We start from the raw sequence: 15,148 nt of genomic DNA, 5'->3' as shown, positions 1-15,148 counted from the left end.
GCCCTACAAAGGCCCGGCGGGGCCGGCTACGACCACGCCGGAGGTACCCGGGGCCGGGGCGGGGGCCGCGAGGTCAGGGACCCCCGGTACGCCGGGGGCGGCCCGGACGGCATCGGCGTCCTGGCAGGGCATCGGCCAAGGCCCGACCCCGGGCGGGGCACCGGGCGGGGCAGAGCCGCGCGACACCGGGACGGACGGGGCAAGGACCCCCGGGACGCCGGGGCCGGGCACGGAGCCCGCGACCGGGCCGTGCGCGAGGACGACGGTCGCCCGGGGGCAGGTGTCCACGCCTCCGGCGCCGCCGGACCCGGGCCGGCAAGGGCCTGGCACCGCGGCGACGACGGGGGAGATCACGCCGGGCACGGAACCGGCGGCCGGGTGTCCCGGCCCGGGGCGGCCGGCCGGTTCCGGTGCCGGGGTCGCGGCCCCCCAGGCCCCTCGTGCGGGGCGGGCGGCGACGCCCTCCGTGGGCCCGGCGGGAACGTACACCGAACCGCCGGCCGCGTCCGGGGGTGCCCCCGGGGTACTCCTGCCGGGCGGTCCGCGCGACGGCGCCGTCCTGGACGGCCGCACCTCACCCGGCACCGGAGGCCCCGGGACAGGCGCGGATACCCCCACGGGTGCCGGCGCTGACGCGCGCGCGGGTACGGCCGCTGAACCGGGCGCGGAATCAGGCACCCGCGCAGACAGGCCGACGGGCGCCGATCGGCACGCGGGCGCGGCTGCCGACACCTGTACGGGTCCGGGTCCGGGTACGGATCCACGTACAAGCACCGAACCGGACGCGGGCTCCGGTGCCTGCACAGGCACCGGCGTGGGTGCGGGTATCGGCATCCATGCGGACGAGGTCCACGACAGACGCAGCGCGGGCGCCCGGGCCGGGGTGGGCAGGTCGGGTGTCGGGCGGCGGGAGGACGGCTTGACGCCGCGCGCGAGCGGTCGCCGTTCCGTTCGGCGGATCGAGGGGCTTCTTCTCGGGCTGGCCGCCGGGGACGCTGCCGGGTGGCCCGCCGCTCGGCATCGGGCCGCTCGGATGCCCGAGTGGACACGGCGGCTCACCCGGGAGCTCGACACCTTCGCCGAGCAGAACGCGACCACCACCCTCCCCGTCCCCATCGCCCTCAACCAGCCCCCCGAGCCCCTGCGCCTCGGCCCCTCCGACGACGCCGAGTGGGCCGCGTTCGCCGCCGAGGCCGTGCTCACCGCCGCCGGTGACCTCTTCCACGGGCTCGGCGCCGACCGGCGCGTGCGCGCCGCCGTCGACCTCTCCTGGAACTCCCTCGCCAGCGAGATCGCCGCCGCCGCCGACCGCGCCCCCGAGGTCGAGTCCGCCGTGCTGCCGCTGCGCGCCCGGATCTCCGTACGGGCCGGGCTCGGCAACCTCGCCGCCGGCCTCCGCCCGCCCGCCACCGGACACGACAACCCGCACTACTTCGACGACGCCGCGTGCGTACGGGCCGTCGTCCTCGCGGTCGTCCACCCCGGCGACCCGGCCGCCGCCGCCGAACTCGCCGAGTTCGACGCCCGGTATACCCAGGACGGCGACGGCGTCCACGGCGCCCGCGCCATGGCCGCCGCCGTCGCGACCGCTCTCGGCGGCGGGGACGTGGAGGCCGCCGTCGGGGCCGCGCTCGCCCAGCTCCCCGGCACCACCGAGATCGGCCGCAACGCCCGGCACGCCGTCAAACTCGCCCAGTCCTTCGCCGGCGAGGACGCCGACGAGGACGCCGGCGCCTTCGCCCTCGTACCCCTGCTGGAGCATCAGATCGTCGACCACGTCTACAGCTACGGCATCGCCGCCGCCGAGACCGTCCCGGTCGCCCTCGCCCTCACCGTCGCCGCCCGGGGCCGGGTCACCGGCGCCGTCCCCGCCGCCGCGTGCCTGTCCCGGGTCGCCGACTCCGCCCCCGCCCTCGCCGGCGCGCTGACCGGCGCGCTCGGCGGCGGCGACACCGTACCGGCCGCCTGGCGGGACGCCTGCCGTACGCTCGCGGGCTGCGCGCTCCCCCGCCTCGCCGGCATCGATCTCATCGAACTCGCCGGGCTGCTGGCAGACACGGAACTGGCCTCTCCGGGTGGACAATTCCGACATGACGACCCTGAGCACACCCCCCACCCCCTCCGCCACGGAGATCCCCACCCTCGCTGACCGCGTCACCGGCTGCCTGCTCGGCGCGGCCGTCGGCGACGCGCTCGGCGGCCCGGTCGAGGGGTACTCCCCCGACCAGATCGCCGAGCGCCACGGCGGCCGGGTCACCGGCATCGTCGGCCCGTGGAACGAGGACTGGCGCACCGCCCGCCCCATCGCGCCGTACCACAAGGGCGACGGACACGTCACCGACGACACCCTGATGACCCACGCCCTGGTCCGGGTGTACGGGACCGTCCGCGACCACCTGGACGCGTACGCGGTCGCCGAGCACCTCGTCCCCGACCTGATGTCGACCCCCCGGTGGATCCCCGAGCTGGAGGCCGAGGCGCTTCCGCTCCAGCGGATCTTCCTCGCGGAGAAGTGGATCGTCGCCCGGCTGCACTACGGACACGTCGACCCGCGCGAGGCCGGGACCGGGAACATCGTCAACTGCGGGGCGGCGATGTACATGGCGCCGGTCGGCCTGGTCAACGCCGCGCACCCGGCGGCGGCGTACGCGGAGGCGCTGGACGTGGCCGGCGCGCACCAGTCGTCGTACGGGCGCGAGGCCGCCGGGGTGTTCGCGGCGGCGGTCGCGGCGGCGTGCCTGCCGGGCGCGACGCCCGCGTCGGTCGTCGAGACGTGCCTGGCGCTCGCGAAGGACGGGACGCGCGCGGCGATCGAGGCGGTGTGCGAGGTGGCCGCGTGCCACGGCGACGCGGAGTCGGCGCAGCGCGGGCTGCGCGAGGCGGTGGCGCCCTTCGACACCGTCGGCCCCAACTACCGCGCCCCCTCGCTCGGCGCCCGCCGCCCGTCCCGGCTGCACTCGATCGAGGAACTGCCCGTGGCGCTCGGCATGTTGCTCATCGGCGGGGGCGACGTCCGCCGTACGGTGCTCGGGTCGGTCAACTACGGGCGCGACTGCGACTCCATCGCGACGATGAGCGGGGCGATCGCCGGGGCGCTGGGCGGCGAGTCCGCCGTGCCGGCGGAGTGGGCCGCGCGGGTGGCCGAGGCGAGCCGCCTCGACCTGCACGCGCCGGCGCGGGTGCTGACGGAGGTGGCGTACGAGGTGTTCGCACGGGACACGGAACGCCGCCGCGCCCACGAAAGCGCGTTCGCCCGCCTGACGGGGCGGCGATGAGGGAGGCGAGCGGGACGGGGGCGAGCGGGACGGCGCTGCCCGGCGCACCGCTGAACAGCGCGGCGCTGAACCACCCGGACGACCTGCGCCTGACCTGGGTCCAGCCGGAGGACCTGATCGGCCACGAGCTGGCGCAGGCGGCGCGGGACGGCCGCGACGCGACGGAGATCGAGCGGCGCTGGTACGAGGCGGGCGGCCACCCGGCCCCACCCCGCGCGGGCGCGTCCCCGACCGCCGCGTCCGCGCGCCTGCGCGCGCTGGCCGAGGAGCTGCTGGACGAACTGGCCGAGCTGGACTCCCCGCTGACGGTGTACGAGCCGACGGACCTGCCCGCGATCAGAGCGATGAGCACGGCGTGGCGGTCCGCCGCAAGCGCTCTCGGCACACCGCCCCAGGCCGGGGCTCCCTCCCCGACCGACACACCGCCCAGCACCAACGCGCCGTCCCGGACGGTCGAACCCCCTCAGGCCGACGCTCCGTCCGAGGCCGACGCACCGAACCGGACCGACACATCCCCTCAGTCCGGCCCCCACCCCCTGGCCGACGTGCCGCCCCGTACCGACTGCGGCCCCCAGGACCTCAAGGTGTTCGGGGCCGCGGCGACGGCCGCCGGCGCCCCCGGCCACAGCGCCCCGCCGCCGCACGTCCCCGGGGCGCTCCCCCGTACCGGTCCCGCCACCCCCGTACGGGCCGAGGCGCCGAACAGACCACCCCGTACAGACGCCGACCGCGTCGAGTGGTCCGGGGGTCCGGGCGCCCGACCACCGCACCCCGCCGAACCACTCCCCCACGGCGGTCCTACCGCCCCGGCGCGGCCCGCAGTTTCGGACGGCCCCGCGCACGCCCGGTCCGGCCCCCCCGGCGGACTCGATCACGCCGACACCGCCCCCGGCGGGCCGTCCCTCACCGTCGCCCAGCTCCACGCCGCCTGGCTCGGGCGGGCCGTTGGGTGTTTGTTGGGGAAGCCCGTCGAGAAGCTGCCCCTCGCGGGCATCCGCGCCCTCGCCGCCGCCACGGGCAACTGGCCCCTGCGGTCGTGGTTCACCGCGAAGGGTGTCCCGGCCGAGCTCACCGACGCGTACCCCTGGAACCGGCGTTCCGCGCCGACCTCGCTCGCCGAGAACATCGACGGGATGCCCGAGGACGACGACCTCAACTACCCGCTCCTCAATCTGCTCCTCCTCCAGCGCCACGGAAGGGAGTTCACGACCGGTCAGGTCGCCAGGCTCTGGCTGGACGAGCTGCCCGCCGGGCGTACGTTCACGGCCGAGCGGGTCGCGTACGGCAATCTGCTCCACGGGATCGAGCCCCCGCGCACCGCCGCCCACCGCAACCCGTTCCGCGAGTGGATCGGCGCGGCCATCCGGGCCGACGTCCACGGGTGGACCCATCCCGGCGACCCGGCCGCCGCCGCCGAACAGGCCTACCGGGACGCGGTGTTGACCCACACCGGCAACGGCGTCTACGGCGCGATGTTCGTCGCCGCCACCGTGGCGTCGGCCGCCGGCCAAGGGCAGGGGCAGGGACAGGGGCAGGGACAGGGACAGGGGCACGGTACGGACAGTGGCGTGCACGCCTGCCTGCGCGCAGGCCTCTCCGTCGTACCGCCCCGCTCCCGCCTCGCCGACGCCGTCCGCCTCGGCATCGCCGTCGCCGGGGAGCACGCCCACACCGGCTTCGAACCCGTCGTCGACCTCCTCCACTCCGCCCTCGGCCACTACCACTGGGTCCACGTCGTCCCCAACACGGCCCTGCTCGCCGCCGCCCTCACCCACGCCGACGGCGACTTCACCGGCTCCATCTGCCGCGCCGTGTCGGGCGGTTGGGACACCGACTCGAACGGCGCGACGGCCGGTTCCGTCGCCGGGCTGCTGGCCGGCCACCCGGACCGGCTGCCCGAGCGCTGGACAGGACCGCTCAAGAACCGCCTCGCCACCTCCGTCGGCGGTTTCGACGGCGTCGGCTTCGACACCCTCGCCGAGCTCACCCACCCACTCGCCGCACCGGCGCCCGCCCCCGAGGAGTCCCTCCACCCATGACCGGCATCGTGGTGCTCGGCAGCACCAACATGGATCTCGTCGCGTACACCGCCCGGGCCCCCAAGCTCGGGGAGACCGTCACCGGACGGGAGTTCGTCACCGTGCCCGGCGGCAAGGGCGCCAACCAGGCCGTCGCCGCCGCCCGCGCGGGCGGCTCCGTCGCGATGATCGGGGCGGTCGGCTCCGACGACTTCGGTACGGTGCTGCGGCACACTCTCGAAGCATCCTGCGTCGACACCGACCTCCTGCGCACCGCCGAGGGCGCCTCGGGCACCGCCCACATCGTGGTGGACGACGACGGCGGCAACGCCATCGTCGTCGTCCCGGGCGCGAACGGCACCGTCACCGACCTGGGCCCCGGCGACGAGGCCCTCATCACCACGGCCGACGCGCTGCTCCTCCAGCTCGAACTCCCCCTGAGCGCCGTGGTCGCCGGGGCGGAGGCGGCCCGCCGCCACGGCGTACGGACCGTCCTCACCCCGGCCCCCGCCCAGCCCCTGCCGCCCGAACTCCTCGCCGCCACCGACCTGTTGGTGCCGAACGAGCACGAGGCGGCCGTACTCACCGGGATCGCCGACCCGCGCTCGGCGGCCGACGCGCTGCTCCGGCAGGTCCCCGAGGTGGTGATCACCCTGGGCCGGGCCGGCAGCCTCCACGCGTCCCGGACCACGGAACCCCTCTTCGTGCCCGCTCCCCAGGTCACCGCCGTGGACACCACCGCCGCAGGGGACACGTTCGTGGGCGCGCTCGCCGTCGCGCTGGTCGAGGGCCGCCCCATGCCCGAGGCCCTGCACTGGGCCTCCACCGCCGCCGCGCTCTGCGTCCAACGCCCGGGGGCGTCCACCTCCATGCCGTACCGCACCGAGATCGAGGCCTCATGACCACCGCGGCACCCCCCGCCACCACCCCCGAGCCGGACCCCGTGACCCCCGCCCCCACCGCCCCCGCGCCCCTCGCCGGCCTGCGCGTCCTCGATCTCGCCACGCTCTTCGCCGGCCCCCTCGCGGCGACGATGCTCGGCGACTTCGGTGCGGACGTCATCAAGATCGAGCACCCCACCCGCCCCGACCCCTCCCGGGGACACGGTCCCGCCAAGGACGGGGTGGGCCTGTGGTGGAAGCTCCTCGGCCGCAACAAGCGCGCGGTCACCCTCGACCTGTCCACGCCAGGCGGCCGTGACCTGCTCCTGCGCATGGCCGCCGAGGCGGACGTCGTCATCGAGAACTTCCGGCCCGGCACGCTGGAGAAGTGGGGCCTCGGCTGGGAGGAGCTGTCGACCGCCAACCCCGGGCTGGTGCTGGCCCGCGTCACCGGGTTCGGCCAGTTCGGCCCGTACTCCCACCGCCCCGGCTTCGGCACGCTCGCCGAGGCGATGAGCGGCTTCGCCGCGATCACCGGCGAGCCGGACGGGCCGCCGACGCTGCCGCCGTTCGGCCTGGCCGACTCGATCGCGGCGCTGGCCACGGCGTACGCGGTGATGACCGCGCTCGCGGGCCGTCGGATCACCGGGCGCGGCCAGGTGGTCGACCTGGCGATCATCGAGCCGATCCTCACCGTGCTCGGGCCGCAGCCGCTCTGGTACGACCAGCTCGGCTACGTCCAGCCCCGTACCGGCAACCGGTCCCGCAACAACGCCCCCCGCAACACCTACCGGACCACCGACGGCTCCTGGCTCGCGGTCTCCACGTCCGCGCAGTCCGTCGCGGAGCGGGTGATGCGCCTGGTGGGACGGCCCGAGCTGGCAGCCGAGCCGTGGTTCGCCACCGGCGGCGGCCGGGCGGAGCACGCGGACGTCCTGGACGACGCGGTGGGCGACTGGATCGCCCGGCACACCCGCGACGAGGCGATGGCGGCGTTCGAGAAGGCCGAGGCTGCGATCGCGCCGGTCTACGACATCCGGGACGTCATGGAGGACCCGCAGTACCGGGCGCTGGACAGCGTCACCGAGGTCGCCGACCCCGAGCTGGGCCCGCTGCGGATGCAGAACGTCCTCTTCCGGCTGTCCGAGACGCCCGGGGCCATCCGCTGGGCCGGCCGCCCGCACGGCGCGGACACCGACGCGGTGCTGGCCGGCCTGGGCCTGTCGGCGCCGGAGATCGCGGCGCTGCGGTCGGAGGGGGCGCTGTGACGATCCCGCTGACCTGGCTGTACGTCCCCGGCGACCGGCCCGAGGTGATGGCGAAGGCGCTGTCGCGGGGGGCGGACGTGGTGATCGTGGACCTGGAGGACGCGGTCGCCCCGGACCGGAAGGAGCACGCGCGCGCCGCCACCGCCGAGTTCCTGTCCGAGCCGCACGCGACGCCGGTCCATGTCCGTATCGACGACGGCCCCGACGCGGCCGCGCTCTCCGGGCTCCCCGGGCTGTCGGGCCTGCGGCTCCCCAAGGTCACCCACGCGTCCGACATCCACCGGATCGCGGCGAGGACGCCGGACACGGCGCTGTACGCGCTGCTGGAGTCGGCGATGGGGGTCGAGCACGCGTACGCGATCGCTACCGCGCATCCCGCGGTGCGGGGGATCGGGCTCGGTGAGTCGGACCTGCGCGCGGATCTGGGGGTACGGGACGACTCCGGCCTCGACTGGTCGCGCGGCCGGGTCGTGGTGGCGGCCCGCGCGGCGGGGCTGGCGCCGCCGGCCCAGTCGGTGTTCCCGGACGTCCGGGACCTGGAGGGGCTGGCGGCGTCCTGCGCGCACGGGCGGGCCCTGGGGTTCCTGGGGCGGGCGGCGATCCATCCGCGCCAGCTGCCGGTCATCGAGCGGGCCTATCTGCCGACGTCCCGGGAGATCGAGGCGGCGGAGGAGGTGGTGGAGGCGGCGACCCGCGAGGGGGGAGCGCAGTCGCTCCCGGACGGCCGCTTTGTCGATGCGGCGATTGTGGCGGCGGCGCGGCGTACGCTGGCGCTGGCGTCGCGGAACTAGGCGTCGCCCCTGGGGCCCCCGGGGGCGAGGCCCCCGCCCCCTGAGCGCGCCCCCGTGCACCGGTTCCGTCCTCAAGCGCCGGACAGGCTGAATGGGGCCGCCCCGACCCGGGGCACGACCCCGCCCACTCAACGCAGACCCGCGCACCGGTTCCGTCCTCAAACGCCGGACGGGCTGGATCCGGTCGCCGGACGGGGGGGGCGATCTGTGCGCCCTGATCGTCAGGGTGCGGGACCGCGCGATCGTCGGGTGGGCTGTTTCCAGCCCGTCCGGCGATTGAGGACCCGGGGGCGAGCCCGCACCCGCTTCAGCGGTCAGCGTGCCGCGCTCGGCCGCTCAGGCCGGCCCCATCCAGCCCGTCCGGCGATTGAGGACCCGGCGGCGAGCCCGCACCCCCCTCAGCGGTCAGCGTCCCGCGCTTGAGCGCTCAGCCCGGCCCAATCCAGCCCGTCCGGCGATTGAGGACCCGGCGGCGAGCCCGCACCCGCCGTGGCGGTCGGCGTGCCGCGCTTGAGCGCTCAGGCCGGCCCCATCCAGCCCGTCCGGCGATTGAGGACGGTACCGGGGCGTGGGGGCGCGCTGTGGGGGCGGGGGCCCTGCCCACGTGGGCGTCGCGGCCCAGCAAAGTGGGGCGCAGCCCGGCGTCAGGTCGTCGTTTTCGCGTCCGCCGCGTCCGCGTCCGCGTCCCGGTCCGCAGGCTCCGCGTCCTCCGGCTCAGACGAGCGCTCCGGCGCCACCCGCTTCGCCGACTCGTCCGGCTCCACCACCTCTTCGCGGCCCGGCCGCACCCGCGACGAGATCACGATGTACGTGACCGCCAGCGCGAAGATGACGATCGCCGTCCAGTCGTTCAGGCGCAGGCCCAGGATGTGGTGCGCCTCGTCGACCCGCAGGTACTCGATCCAGAAGCGCCCCACGCAGTACGCCGCGACGTACAGCGCGAACGCCCGCCCGTGCCCGAGCTTGAAGCGGCGGTCGGCCCAGATGACCAGCAGGGCCACCCCGACGCACCACAGCGACTCGTACAGGAACGTCGGGTGGTAGAGGCCGGCCTCGCGGTTCGGCCCGGAGGAGATCTTCAGCGCCCAGGGAACGTCGGTCGCCTTGCCGTACAGCTCCTGGTTGAACCAGTTGCCCCACCGCCCGATCGCCTGCGCGAACGCGATCGCCGGCGCCAGCGCGTCCGCCCACGCGGGCAGCGGGATCCCCCGCCGCCGGCAGCCGATCCAGGCGCCCACCGCGCCCAGCGCGATCGCGCCCCAGATCCCGAGGCCGCCCTCCCAGATCTTGAAGGCGTCGACCCAGTCCTCACCGTCGCTGAAGTACAGCTGGTAGTCGGTGATGACGTGGTAGAGCCGCCCGCCGACCAGGCCGAAGGGCACCGCCCAGACGGCGATGTCGGCCACGGTGCCGGCTTTGCCGCCCCGGGCGACCCAGCGCTTGCCGCCGTACCAGACGGCGACGAAGACACCGATGATGATGCAGAACGCGTAGCCGCGCAGCGGGAGCGGTCCAAGATGGAGCACACCGGACGACGGGCTGGGAATGTAGGCAAGTTCCATGGCAGAACCGACGGTACCGTGCCGGGCGGGACCTGCGCCGACCCGCCCGGCAACTTCCTGGTAACGAGGTCAGCCCACGGACGTCGTCTCGGGCGGTGCCGTACCGGGCTTCTTGCCCCGGTTGGCCTCCTTCACCCACTTCTTCAGATTGTCGGGTGTGATGTTCTCGTTGCCCTTCTTCGGGAACACCGCCTCCCCGTTCAGGAGCACGGTCGGCGTCCCGGAGAAGCCGCCCGTACGGAACGCCGTCGCCGACTTGTTCACCCAGTTGTTGTGGTCCCCGCCCTCCACGCACTGGCGGAAGCCGGGCGCCGACTCCAGGCCCTCGACCTTGCCCGCCAGCTCCAGCAGCCGGCTGTTCCTGGCGAAGGCGTCGTCCGTCTCGGCAGGCTGGTTCTTGTACAGCTCGTCGTGGTACGGAGCGAACTTGCCGACATCCTGGGCGCAGGCGGCCGCGTTGGCCGCGCGCAGCGAGCCCGTACCGCCCATGTTGCCGTCGATGATCGTGGCGAGGTGGTACTCGGCCTTGAGCTGTCCCTGGTCCTCCAGCTCGTGGACGGTGCTCCGGAACGCGTTCTCGAACTGGGCGCACGCCGGGCAGCGGAAGTCCTCCCACACCGTCAGCGTGGACGGGGCGTCGGGCGCCCCCACCGGGATCGCCAGGTCGTCCTTGCCCGAGACGCCGGACGGCGCGAGCACGGGGCCCGCGGCGTCGCTGGTGCCGTCCTTGCCCGCCTTGGCGGCGACCACGCCGATCACGGCGACCACCCCGAGCACGCCGACCACCGTCGACGCGACGACCAGCACCCGCTTGCGCTTCTCCCGGGACTTCTCCGCCACACGTTCCTGCTGGAGCCGCTCTCTCGCGCTCCGCCTTGCCTCACGGTTCTTCTCGCTCACGCAGGGCGCAACGAACCGGGGAGGTGCGTACGCACCTCCCCGGCCCCAGGTCCACCCTTACGGGTTATGCCACCCGTCAGCGCTTGCGAACACCGGCGGCCAGCTCGGCCGCCAGCTCACGCACCGCGACCAGGCCCGACGCCGCGTCGGGGGCGTCCAGCATCCGCTTCACGAAGGCGGAGCCGACGATCACCCCGTCGGCGAAGCCCGCGACCTCGGCGGCCTGCGCCGCGTCGGACACCCCGAGCCCCACACAGACCGGCAGGTCGGTCGTGGCGCGGGTGCGTACCACCAGGTCCCGGGCCTGCGCGCCGACCGATACGCGCGTACCGGTCACGCCCATCAGGGAGGCGGCGTAGACGAATCCGCTGCCCACGGCCGTGATCTCGGCGAGCCGCTGGTCCTTGCTGCTGGGCGCGACCACGAAGACCGTGGCCAGGCCGTGCTTCTCCGCGTGCTCGCGCCACAGCGCGGACTCCTGGACCGGCAGGTCGGGCAGGATGCACCCGGCGCCGCCCGCCTCCGCCAGCTCGGCGGTGAACCGCTCGACGCCGTAGCGGTCGATCGGGTTCCAGTACGTCATCACGAGGACCGGCTTCCCGGTCGCCTCGTACGCCTCACGGACCGTGCGCATCACGTCCGCGATCTTGACGCCGCCCTTGAGGGCGATGTCGTCGGCGGTCTGGATGACGGGTCCGTCGAGCACCGGGTCGCTGTGCGGCAGCCCGATCTCGACGATGTCGGCGCCCCCCTCGAAGACGGCCTTGACCGCCGCGATGCCGCCGTCCACCGTCGGGAACCCGGCGGGCAGATAGGCGATGAGGGCGGCCCGGTCCTCGGCCTTGGCCGCCGCCAGTGTGGTGTCGAGCAGCGTTACGTTCCCGCTCACTTGGAGCCCTCCCCGTCGTACAGCCCGAAGTAGCGGGCGGCCGTGTCCATGTCCTTGTCGCCGCGTCCGGAGAGGTTGACGACGATCAGGCCGTCCTTCCCCAGCTCCTGTCCCACTTCCAGGGCGCCGGCCAGCGCGTGCGCGCTCTCGATGGCCGGGATGATCCCTTCCGTACGGGAGAGCAGCAGCAGTGCCCGCATGGCCGCGTCGTCCGTGACGGCGCGGTACTCCCCGCGCCCGCTGTCCTTGAGGTACGCGTGCTCGGGGCCGATGCCCGGGTAGTCGAGTCCGGCGGAGATCGAGTACGGCTCGGTGATCTGGCCCTCCTCGTCCTGGAGGACGTACGACCGTGAGCCGTGCAGGATGCCGGGCTCGCCCGCGCTCAGCGTGGCCGCGTGCTCGCCGGTCTCGATGCCGTGTCCCGCGGGCTCGCAGCCCACGAGCCGGACGTCCGCGTCGGGGAGGAACGCGTGGAAGAGCCCGATCGCGTTGGACCCGCCGCCCACGCAGGCGACGGCGGCGTCCGGCAGCCGTCCGGCCCGCTCCAGGATCTGGCGCCTGGCCTCGACCCCGATGACGCGGTGGAAGTCCCGGACCATCGCGGGGAAGGGGTGCGGTCCCGCGACGGTGCCGAAGAGGTAGTGCGTACGGTCCACGTTGGCGACCCAGTCGCGGAACGCCTCGTTGATGGCGTCCTTGAGGGTGCGGCTGCCGGACAGCACGGGCACCACGTCGGCGCCGAGCATCCGCATGCGGGCGACGTTCAGCGCCTGGCGCTGGGTGTCGATCTCCCCCATGTAGATGGTGCATTCGAGGCCGAAGAGCGCGCAGGCGGTGGCCGTGGCCACGCCGTGCTGGCCGGCACCGGTCTCGGCGATGACGCGGGTCTTGCCCATGCGCCGGGTGAGCAGCGCCTGCCCCAGCACGTTGTTGATCTTGTGGGACCCCGTGTGGTTGAGGTCCTCCCGCTTGAGGAACACCCGGGCGCCCCCGGCGTGTCCGGCGAACCGCGGCACCTCGGTCAGCGCGCTGGGCCGACCGGTGTAGTTCGCCATCAGCTCGTTCAGCTCGGCCGCGAAGGCGGGATCGCCCTTGGCCTTCTCGTACTCGACGGCGACCTCGTCCACGGCGGCGACCAGCGCCTCGGGGATGAACTTGCCGCCGAAGTCACCGAAGTAACCTGCGGCGCTGGGGACGAGTCCCCCGGGATCGGGGATGAAGAATTCTGACATGTCTGACTTCTCAGGCATTACGGTACGACTCCTCGGAGCAACGGACGGATCCGGGCGCCGGGCGGGCGGTGCCACGAGGAGACGAAGGCGTACGACACCCCTCCTCGGACCCGCCCGGGCCGCGCGGCCCGGTGGACGACTGCGGTCTCAGCGACCGCCGCGCCATCGCATCCCGTTGACCTGACCGGGCTCGTCGCCGATCACGTACCGCACCCGCCGCCCGTGCACCCGCCGCGCCGGCGCGCGGCAGCCGCGCGGCCGGCACCCGCGCGCCAGGGGCGCGTGGGGCGACGGCAGCGGCAGCGCGCGCAGCACGGCGACGGCGTCGGACACGGTGAGGTCAGTCCCTTCCGTGCCGCAGCGCCGGGTGGGCCCCGGCGGCGACCAGGTCGGCCACCGCGGACTTCGGGTCGCGGCCGGTGACCAGCGACTCGCCGACCAGGACCGCGTCGGCCCCGGCGTTGGCGTACGCGATCAGGTCGTGCGGACCGCGCACCCCCGACTCGGCGATCTTCACAATGCCGGCCGGGATCTCGGGGGCGACCCGCTCGAACGTGCCCCGGTCGACCTTGAGCGTCTTGAGATCACGCGCGTTGACGCCGATGATCTTCGCCCCGGCGGCCACCGCCCGCTCGACCTCGTCCTCGTCGTGGACCTCCACCAGCGGGGTCAGCCCGATCGACTCGGCGCGCTCGATGAGCGACACCAGCGCGTCCTGCTCCAGCGCCGAGACGATGAGCAGCACCAGGTCGGCGCCGTAGGCACGCGCCTCCCACAGCTGGTACGAGGTGACGACGAAGTCCTTGCGCAGGACCGGGATGTCGACCCGGGCCCGGACGGCCTCCAGGTCGGCCAGCGAGCCGCCGAAGCGGCGCTTTTCGGTCAGTACGGAGATGACGGCCGCGCCGCCCGCCTCGTAGTCGGCGGCGAGCCCGGCCGGGTCGGCGATCGCGGCGAGCGCGCCCTTCGACGGGCTGGAGCGCTTCACCTCGCAGATCACGTGGACACCCTCGCCGCTCAGCGCGGCGACGCCGTCCTTGGCCGCGGGGGCCTTGGCGGCGCGCTCCTTGAGCTCGTCAAGGCTCACCCGCGCCTGCCGCTCCGCGAGGTCGGCGCGGACGCCGTCGATGATCTCGTCGAGCACGCTCACGGGAGCGGCCCCCTTCCGGGAGAGTGGTGATCAGGTCGGCCGAGGAGCTCGGCCGGTCGCGCCAGGGCCGAATCGGGGTCCAGCCCTGTCGATGCTAGCCGGAACTGGTCCGAGGACCCGCATCCGGATCGCCGAGCCTGCCACGACCTGGGCCTTCACGGGGCGAGCGAGGACCCGAACGGCAGGTTTCTGATCAGTGTGAAGATCAGGACGACTCCCCCGACGGCCCACCACACGGCCGGACGGCGCGGGACGGGCAGCGGGCGCCGGGTCCCGGCCCGTACGGACGAGACCGTCCAGAGCACCCAGAGCGCGGCGGCCGCCCCGTACCCGAGAACCGCCAGCGCGTTGTCTCCGAAGGCGGTGGCCAGGTCGCCGTGGGCGACGGCGTGGGCGCTCCGCAGCCCGCCGCAGCCGGGGCAGTAGAGGCCGGTGAGGGCGTACAGCGGGCAGACCGGATAGTGGCCGGGGTGGTTCGGGTCGATCAGCCCGACGTACGTGAAGGCCCCGGCGACGGCGGCCAGCGAGCCGGCCGGGGCGAGGAGCCGCCGTACGAGCGAGGCGGCGGGCGGTCCGGGCGGCGGGGACGCGTTGCCCGGCGGGACGGCCGGAGCGGGAGGGGCCTGCGGAGCCGCGTGGCGGCCCGGCGGGACGGCGGGGGCGGGACGGGCCTGCCCGGCCGGCGGCTCGGGGCCCGCCGGAACCGGTGCGGAGGGGACTGACATGGCATCCACCCGGTGATTGTGGCAGCCGCCGCGCGGGACGGTGGTGAGGAACCGGCGGGTGGCACCGACGCGGCCCGGACCTGCCGGGCCGCGTCGGTGCCACCCGTGCCGGAGCGGAAGACGCCTGTCAGACGGTCTGGTGGGTCTTGTCGCCGGCCTTGTCGCCGCCGTCGGAGGCGGTGGCGTTGGCCCCCTCGACCTGCGCCCGCCCGGCCTCGGCCCTGGCGCGCGCCTGCTCCGAGGACTCCTGGGGCATGCCGAGACCCATGAACTTCATCCCGAGGCCGACCACGCCGCCGAGCAGGACGACCCCGATGCCGACCCAGAACCCGACCGGGTCCGCCGTCACGGTGAAGACCCCGCCGACGCAGAACCCGATGAACGCGATGGTGACGCCGGTCCAGGCGGCCGGGGTGTGTCCGTGGCTGGTGCCCGCCATGAGTTGCTCCTCGTTGGT

At 74.8% G+C, this 15,148-nt stretch carries 13 protein-coding genes and 1 pseudogene; 6 read left to right on the top strand and 8 right to left on the bottom strand.

The genetic code is table 11. From position 1 onward, the window contains the following. Nucleotides 1–919: 919 nt before the first annotated feature. The 6 genes from ACIODU_RS29865 to ACIODU_RS29840 all read left to right on the top strand — a co-directional run bounded on the left by ACIODU_RS29865 (nt 920) and on the right by ACIODU_RS29840 (nt 8,233). The gene (locus ACIODU_RS29865) at nt 920–2,149 is read left to right on the top strand and encodes an ADP-ribosylglycohydrolase family protein (protein WP_401771585.1); all 1,230 of its coding nucleotides are present in this window, start codon (nt 920–922) and stop codon (nt 2,147–2,149) included. Beyond that, nucleotides 2,091–3,275: an ADP-ribosylglycohydrolase family protein gene (locus tag ACIODU_RS29860; protein ID WP_356424544.1), complete on the top strand. Its 1,185-nt coding sequence runs from the start codon at nt 2,091–2,093 to the stop codon at nt 3,273–3,275. The genes ACIODU_RS29865 and ACIODU_RS29860 overlap by 59 nt, the downstream gene beginning before the upstream one ends. Before the next feature lie 536 nt (nt 3,276–3,811). Then, on the top strand, nt 3,812–5,314 hold the full coding sequence (locus tag ACIODU_RS29855; RefSeq protein ID WP_401771583.1) for an ADP-ribosylglycohydrolase family protein: 1,503 nt from the start codon (nt 3,812–3,814) through the stop codon (nt 5,312–5,314). Beyond that, nucleotides 5,311–6,195, top strand: a complete 885-nt coding sequence (gene rbsK, locus ACIODU_RS29850) for a ribokinase (RefSeq protein ID WP_401771501.1) — start codon at nt 5,311–5,313, stop codon at nt 6,193–6,195. Before ACIODU_RS29855 ends, rbsK begins: the two co-directional genes overlap by 4 nt. Continuing rightward, nucleotides 6,192–7,442, top strand: coding sequence for a CaiB/BaiF CoA transferase family protein (locus ACIODU_RS29845; protein WP_401771498.1), 1,251 nt, complete (start codon nt 6,192–6,194; stop codon nt 7,440–7,442). The genes rbsK and ACIODU_RS29845 overlap by 4 nt, the downstream gene beginning before the upstream one ends. Next, on the top strand, nt 7,439–8,233 hold the full coding sequence (locus ACIODU_RS29840; protein WP_401771495.1) for an HpcH/HpaI aldolase/citrate lyase family protein: 795 nt from the start codon (nt 7,439–7,441) through the stop codon (nt 8,231–8,233). The genes ACIODU_RS29845 and ACIODU_RS29840 overlap by 4 nt, the downstream gene beginning before the upstream one ends. A gap of 644 nt (nt 8,234–8,877) precedes the next feature. Here the strand turns inward: ACIODU_RS29840 and lgt are convergent. The 8 genes and pseudogenes from lgt to ACIODU_RS29800 all read right to left on the bottom strand — a co-directional run. Further along, nucleotides 8,878–9,795 carry a prolipoprotein diacylglyceryl transferase gene (gene lgt / locus ACIODU_RS29835; RefSeq protein ID WP_401771492.1) on the bottom strand — a complete coding sequence of 306 codons (918 nt, stop codon included), beginning with the start codon at nt 9,793–9,795 and terminating at the stop codon, nt 8,878–8,880. Nucleotides 9,796–9,864: 69 nt separating this feature from the next. After that, the gene (locus ACIODU_RS29830; RefSeq protein WP_161310864.1) at nt 9,865–10,695 is read right to left on the bottom strand and encodes a thioredoxin domain-containing protein; all 831 of its coding nucleotides are present in this window, start codon (nt 10,693–10,695) and stop codon (nt 9,865–9,867) included. Nucleotides 10,696–10,771: 76 nt separating this feature from the next. Then, a complete protein-coding gene (gene trpA, locus ACIODU_RS29825) occupies nt 10,772–11,584 on the bottom strand; it encodes a tryptophan synthase subunit alpha (RefSeq protein ID WP_401771490.1) in 813 nt (270 codons plus the stop codon). After that, entirely contained in the window at nt 11,581–12,816 is a 1,236-nt protein-coding gene (trpB, locus tag ACIODU_RS29820; RefSeq protein WP_401771488.1) for a tryptophan synthase subunit beta, read from the bottom strand. The genes trpA and trpB overlap by 4 nt, the downstream gene beginning before the upstream one ends. Before the next feature lie 147 nt (nt 12,817–12,963). Further along, a complete protein-coding gene (trpM, locus tag ACIODU_RS29815; RefSeq protein WP_401771485.1) occupies nt 12,964–13,149 on the bottom strand; it encodes a tryptophan biosynthesis modulator TrpM in 186 nt (61 codons plus the stop codon). A gap of 7 nt (nt 13,150–13,156) precedes the next feature. Further along, complete coding sequence (gene trpC / locus ACIODU_RS29810; protein WP_356424561.1) at nt 13,157–13,966, bottom strand: indole-3-glycerol phosphate synthase TrpC; 810 nt, start codon at nt 13,964–13,966, stop codon at nt 13,157–13,159. Between the two features lie 155 nt (nt 13,967–14,121). Continuing rightward, nucleotides 14,122–14,691, bottom strand: a complete 570-nt coding sequence (locus ACIODU_RS29805; protein ID WP_401771581.1) for a DUF2752 domain-containing protein — start codon at nt 14,689–14,691, stop codon at nt 14,122–14,124. A 199-nt stretch (nt 14,692–14,890) separates the two neighbouring features. Beyond that, nucleotides 14,891–15,130 (bottom strand): annotated as a pseudogene (locus ACIODU_RS29800) (HGxxPAAW family protein); the annotation flags it as partial. Nucleotides 15,131–15,148: the final 18 nt, after the last annotated feature.

Origin of the sequence: Streptomyces sp. NPDC088261 (assembly GCF_044740805.1) — a bacterium.
GTDB lineage: Bacteria > Actinomycetota > Actinomycetes > Streptomycetales > Streptomycetaceae > Streptomyces.
The sequence above is the reverse complement of the archived record's forward strand: the minus strand, read 5'-3'. Positions and strand labels throughout refer to the sequence as shown.

Coding starts and splice junctions, on each gene's coding strand:
- ACIODU_RS29860 (WP_356424544.1), top strand. CDS start 2,091: ATGACGACCCTGAGCACACCCCCCACCCCCTCCGCCACGGAGATCCCC.
- rbsK (WP_401771501.1), top strand. CDS start 5,311: ATGACCGGCATCGTGGTGCTCGGCAGCACCAACATGGATCTCGTCGCG.
- ACIODU_RS29845 (WP_401771498.1), top strand. CDS start 6,192: ATGACCACCGCGGCACCCCCCGCCACCACCCCCGAGCCGGACCCCGTG.
- lgt (WP_401771492.1), bottom strand. CDS start 9,795: ATGGAACTTGCCTACATTCCCAGCCCGTCGTCCGGTGTGCTCCATCTT.
- trpB (WP_401771488.1), bottom strand. CDS start 12,816: ATGTCAGAATTCTTCATCCCCGATCCCGGGGGACTCGTCCCCAGCGCC.
- ACIODU_RS29805 (WP_401771581.1), bottom strand. CDS start 14,691: ATGTCAGTCCCCTCCGCACCGGTTCCGGCGGGCCCCGAGCCGCCGGCC.